General features: G+C 40.9%; 7 protein-coding genes. 1 reads left to right on the plus strand and 6 read right to left on the minus strand.

All coding sequences use genetic code 11. From position 1 onward, the window contains the following. The coding region (locus NTV63_01215; GenBank protein MCX6709558.1) for a glycosyltransferase family 4 protein at window positions 1-320 on the plus strand (320 nt) is incomplete at its 5' end. A gap of 2 nt (window positions 321-322) precedes the next feature. Here NTV63_01215 and NTV63_01220 read toward each other — a convergent pair. From NTV63_01220 to NTV63_01245, 6 genes are all read right to left on the minus strand, one after another. Continuing rightward, window positions 323-1,303: a glycosyltransferase family 2 protein gene (locus NTV63_01220; GenBank protein MCX6709559.1), complete on the minus strand. Its 981-nt coding sequence runs from the start codon at window positions 1,301-1,303 to the stop codon at window positions 323-325. Then, complete coding sequence (locus NTV63_01225) at window positions 1,300-2,139, minus strand: polysaccharide deacetylase family protein (GenBank protein ID MCX6709560.1); 840 nt, start codon at window positions 2,137-2,139, stop codon at window positions 1,300-1,302. The genes NTV63_01220 and NTV63_01225 overlap by 4 nt, the downstream gene beginning before the upstream one ends. Beyond that, entirely contained in the window at window positions 2,140-2,547 is a 408-nt protein-coding gene (locus NTV63_01230) for a WxcM-like domain-containing protein (protein ID MCX6709561.1), read from the minus strand. A gap of 246 nt (window positions 2,548-2,793) precedes the next feature. Beyond that, window positions 2,794-3,342, minus strand: a complete 549-nt coding sequence (locus NTV63_01235; GenBank protein MCX6709562.1) for an SDR family oxidoreductase — start codon at window positions 3,340-3,342, stop codon at window positions 2,794-2,796. After that, window positions 3,308-4,333, minus strand: a complete 1,026-nt coding sequence (locus NTV63_01240) for a polysaccharide biosynthesis protein (GenBank protein ID MCX6709563.1) — start codon at window positions 4,331-4,333, stop codon at window positions 3,308-3,310. The genes NTV63_01235 and NTV63_01240 overlap by 35 nt, the downstream gene beginning before the upstream one ends. Window positions 4,334-4,386: 53 nt before the next feature. Further along, on the minus strand, window positions 4,387-4,879 hold a 493-nt coding region (locus NTV63_01245; GenBank protein MCX6709564.1), incomplete at its 5' end, for a methyltransferase domain-containing protein.

Consider the following 4,879-nt stretch of genomic DNA (forward strand, 5'->3'; position numbering starts at 1 on the left):
TGGGAAAGCACTCATTTGACTCATATTCAAAAAAACTGAAGGAATCCTCTTCAAAAAATGTGATATTTGCAGGCGTTGTCAAGGATGAGGAGATGGCAGAGTATTATTCTGCATGCGACATTTACACAACAGCAACTCTATGGGAAGGGTATGACCTTCCGATTGCAGAAGCGCAGGCGTGCGGAAAAAGGGTTGTTGCATTTAATCTGTGCTCGCATCCTGAAGTGATTGACAAGAAAGGAATACTTGTTGAGCCTAAGAATGTCAGGGCATTTGCAGATGCAGTGATAACAATCCTGAAAAGGGAAAAAAGGATATAAAATCAGATGTGAAACATCTGCCTGAAAAATGATTTCTCGCTGAAAACAGACAGCAGGTATCTGTCTGAAACCTTTCTTTTCTTCTGGACAAAATTCCTTTTCCTTGCAATTGTGGGGATTCTGAAAATAATCCAGAATATTGCCTTCACCCTTGAAAATGCTGACTTGAAATCAAGTTTCAAAAGGTCTCTTATAATTGCAACGAACCTCATGAAAAAGACATAGGGAAAGAAAAGCATTATTTTTCCTCTTGAAAGGCACTTGAAGAATGTTGTGAGAAGATTCCTTTCCATTAGGTAAACAAGCCTTGAGTTAGTGGCGACCTTTGCTGTTGTTTTCCTTTCCATGTGATAGATTACTGAAGAGGGGACATAAAGCGCCTTAAGCCCGATAAGCCTTAATCTCATTCCCAAATCAACATCTTCACCGTAGAGAAAATAATCGGGGTCAAAGAGGTATGAAAGATTATTTATTGCTGACTTTCTTATCAGGGCGCATCCTGAATATGGAATTTCCCTGATGTTATTTTTTGCGCCTTTCAGATATCCCGCGTAAAAGGAGCGCGAAATCCACGTGCCTGAAAAATCAGTTTTCCTGTTGTAGAAATTTATGAGCTTGGGGGAGACCATTGCAGTATTTTCATCTTTTTCAATAACTTTGATGAGCTCTTCAATGCAGTTGGGCTTTAGTTCCATATCATTATTCAGGTAAAGCAGGTATTTCCCCCTTGCTTTTGATACAGCCAGGTTTAGTGCCGGGTATCCAGTGTTCCTGCTGTTCTTAATTAACTTAACCCAGGGATAATTCTTCCTGAGAAATTCTGCTGAGCCGTCTTTTGAATCATTGTCAACCACAATTGTCTCAAAATTGGAGTATTTTATCCTCTTTATTGAGTCAAGTATTATCTTAAGGAGCTCCTTTCCGTTATAATTAAGAATTGAAAGCGAAACTAATGGGCTTTTCTTTTTAGAAATCTTGCTCATGCCTTTACCTGCCTCAGGGATTTCTCAGCAATCTCAATGCCCTTCACAAAAACCACATTTTTATCCCTCTTTTTCTCGTTTATGAATGCGAGAATGTCTGAAAGCAGTTTTATCCTGTTTCCAGAGCCGATGAGCCACGGGTGAAAATTCAGGTTGAAATACTCGCCTGAATGCAGGAACTGCCTTTTCCATGTGCGGAGGGAATAATTCAGGAAATCTCTCCCTGAATCCTGCTCAGGGCTTACAAGGGAAAGAAGTTCTCCGTCGCTTGAGGAAAGAACTGGAATTTCAACAAGCCCGTTTTTCAAAAAGGGCTTTTTTTCAGAGAACTTTTCCTTTACATAAAAAAGCATCCTCGCAAGAGAATAGCTTGAGGAATGGTAATCCGGGCGCCCAAATGCCTCAGGAAGGGGAACATGGTAATTGCTCGCCCATTTGTATCCGCGCTCTTTTGCAACAATGTATGAAAGCTCTGTTGAAAACATCCATGGAAACCTTATCCCTTCTGGCTTGTGCCCTGTTGCCTTCCTAATTTCATTCTCAGCAGAATCAAGGGCAGAGTTTGCTTTAGCACGGGAAAGCTGCGCAAAGTTTTCGTGCCTGTTCCCGTGGCATGAAATCTCATGCCCTCTTGAATGCACTTCGCCAACAAGTTCAGGGAAGAACTTTGCAACAACACCGCAGGTATTGAATGTTGCAGAAATCCTGTTTTTGTCAAGGACTTCAAGGATTTGACGGGTTATTCTCTCAATGTCAAACCTGCCCCGGTAAGGAGCCTCCCACCAGGCCTCAAAGTCAAAGAATACGGTAACCTTTTTTTCTCTCATTTCAACCATCTAAATTTTAATTTCACTTTTGTATGTGTCAGGGTCTTCTTTGTTAAAAGGCTCATTTGTGTAAATCAAAAGGAGCATAATTCCAGTTCCAATGTTCTTTATTGCGTGGGATGTGTTTGGGAATATCTTAAGGAGCTCAGGGCTCTTCTCATCAAGTATTATCTCCTTTCTTTCGCCTGTTTCATTGTCCTCAAGAACTATAAGCGCCTTTCCCTTAATCACGCAGTACCATTCAAGCTTTCTCTTATGGTAGTGGTTGCCTTTTACAACCCCTTCCTTTGCAGCAGTTATCCCGAACTGCCCAAATCTCTTCCTGTCATTCTCAGAAAGGTCATCGTCTCTCAGGATTTCAGAGAACCATCCGCGCTCATCTTCCTTCTTTTCAATCTTCTTTTGCTCAAACTGCATATTGCGCACCTGAAACTCTCATTTTATTCAATTGCTGATGGTGAATGAGTTTTTAAATTCTTTCTCAATAATCTTCATGCTTTTTATTGAGTCCTCTACAGAATGCATCTTCCGGGAAAGCGCCTTTTCTATCTTTGAAACATCCAATGAGACGTTTTTTGGGCGGTTTGCCTTTCTTTTGCCTATGACTTTCTCAAGAGCACCTGTGTCAACCTCTTTTATCAGGGAAGAATCGAGATTGAAAACCTATTCCACAAAGCTCTTCTTGCTCTCAATGTTCCATCCAAAAAGCGATGTCCTTATTATCAGAAAATCATCAAGAGTTTTTGACACATTAAGTTCGCCTTCATATTTTGTCTTTGCATAAACATTTATCGGCGAGGGAATGTCTTTTTCAGAATAATTTCCCCTTTTCCCGTCAAATATGTAGTCAGTTGAGATGTAAACCATTTTTATCCTGTGCTCGCGGCAGATTTTAGCGATGTTTTCAGTTGCCTCTGCATTGATTTTTTCTGCAAGAATGGGATTTTCCTCGCACAAATCAACATTTGTGATTGCTGCTGCGTGAATCAGAAAATCCGGCTTTGCACCTGAGATTATGCGCTCAGATTCCTGGTAATCAGAAAGCTCAATCTTTACAAATTCTGCATTTGCAAAACTCACAGGAAATGAATTGTAGGATGCAGTAATCTCATATGATTTTCCCAATTCAAAACAGAGGGCTGAGCCAAGCATCCCGCTTCCGCCTGTTATAAAAAGCTTATATTTTTTCATCGTCTTTGAAGAAATGCTCATCCTTTCTCAAAAGCGCCTTAAGCTCTTCCTTTGTCAGGCGCTTTGCAGTGTCAGAAGAGAACCTGAAAACATCCTTGTTTGAATAATGAGGGTATTTTTCTTCAATCTCCTTTATCTCTATCTGCGGAAGGATTATGTAATAGCCGTCTCTTTTTATTGTCCGCAGAGATTCAGTTGGAGAAATAAGGGTTTCATGAATCTTCTCGCCGGGCCTCATGCCCACCTTTTTTATCTCCCTGTTCTTTGAGTGGAATTCCTCTATCATCGCCTCTGCAAGGTCTTTGACTTTGTGGCTTGGAAGTTCAAGTATGAAAATTTCACCGCCAACCATAAGCTCAGTTGCCTTGAAGACAAGCTCTATCGCCTGGTCAAGAACCAGTATGAACCTTGTCATCCTGTCATCAGTTATTGTAATCTGCTTTCCCTCTGCAATCTGCTTGAAGAAGAGAGGCGCTACAGAGCCCCTTGATGCAAGAACATTTCCGTATCTTACACAGCAGAACTTCGTTCTTTTTCCATCTTTATGCTTGTTCGCGGAAATCATTATCCTTTCCTGGACAGCTTTTGTCATTCCCATGACATTTACAGGCTCAACTGCCTTGTCTGTGCTTATTGCTATAACCTTGTCCACATTACATTCAAATGCTACATCAACAATATTCTGGGCGCCCACAATGTTTGTAAGAGAAGCCTGGAAAGCATTTTCCTCGCACTGTGGAACCTGCTTTAAGGCAGCTGCATGGTAAATTATATCCACATTGCGCATTGCCCTTCTCAGGGAATCCTTGTCTCTCACATCGCCTATCACATACCTTATCCTTTTTTCCCCGAAGAACTCATAGCGCATATCATCCTGCTTCTTCTCATCCCTGCTGAAAATCCTTATCTCTGAGACATTTTTCTTAAGAAGCTTTTTCACTATGCTGTGCCCGAAAGAGCCAGTTCCTCCAGTGACCATAACGATTTTGCCGTCAAAATACTTGTCTGCCATTTTAACCCCCCGTTTTAATATTCAAATGGTTGGAATATCCTATATAAATTTAATTATTTTTTAACGATTCTCTGCTTATTCCATGAAACAACATAGGCAATGGGATTTCCCCTGTCATAATGCCTCAAAAAAAGGGCATAGAAAATTCCGGGAATAAAAAGGTTGAGAACAGGAATGCTCTCAAGAACCATAATCTTATACCACACTTCCCTGTTCTGGATTCCATAAATTTTTGCGCGTAAAAACTCGCTTTTAATAATTGAAAGATTTGGAAGCCCTGCTTTTAACTCCATCTCAAGCCAGGGGTCAGGGTAATGAATTGAATTCCTGAAGGAATGAAGTTTTTCCTCTGTTTTCAGCGATGAGTCAACAGGAGTGTAAAGCACAACCCCGAATCTTGCAACGCGCTTTAGTTCAGAAAGAAATTTTCTTCTGCTTTTTTTTGAAACATACTGGAATGAGGCAACTGAAACAGCGAAGTCAAAGCTGGAATCAGGCAATGGAATATTGCAGCCGTCCGAAACAATTGTCTTCAAGCCCCTCTTT

The sequence above is a fragment of the Candidatus Woesearchaeota archaeon genome (genome assembly GCA_026394965.1).
In the GTDB taxonomy this organism is placed as follows: domain Archaea; phylum Nanobdellota; class Nanobdellia; order Woesearchaeales; family 0-14-0-80-44-23; genus JAPLZQ01.

Coding starts and splice junctions, on each gene's coding strand:
- NTV63_01220 (MCX6709559.1), bottom strand. CDS start 1,303: ATGAGCAAGATTTCTAAAAAGAAAAGCCCATTAGTTTCGCTTTCAATT.
- NTV63_01225 (MCX6709560.1), bottom strand. CDS start 2,139: ATGGTTGAAATGAGAGAAAAAAAGGTTACCGTATTCTTTGACTTTGAG.
- NTV63_01230 (MCX6709561.1), bottom strand. CDS start 2,547: ATGCAGTTTGAGCAAAAGAAGATTGAAAAGAAGGAAGATGAGCGCGGA.
- NTV63_01235 (MCX6709562.1), bottom strand. CDS start 3,342: ATGAGCATTTCTTCAAAGACGATGAAAAAATATAAGCTTTTTATAACA.
- NTV63_01240 (MCX6709563.1), bottom strand. CDS start 4,333: ATGGCAGACAAGTATTTTGACGGCAAAATCGTTATGGTCACTGGAGGA.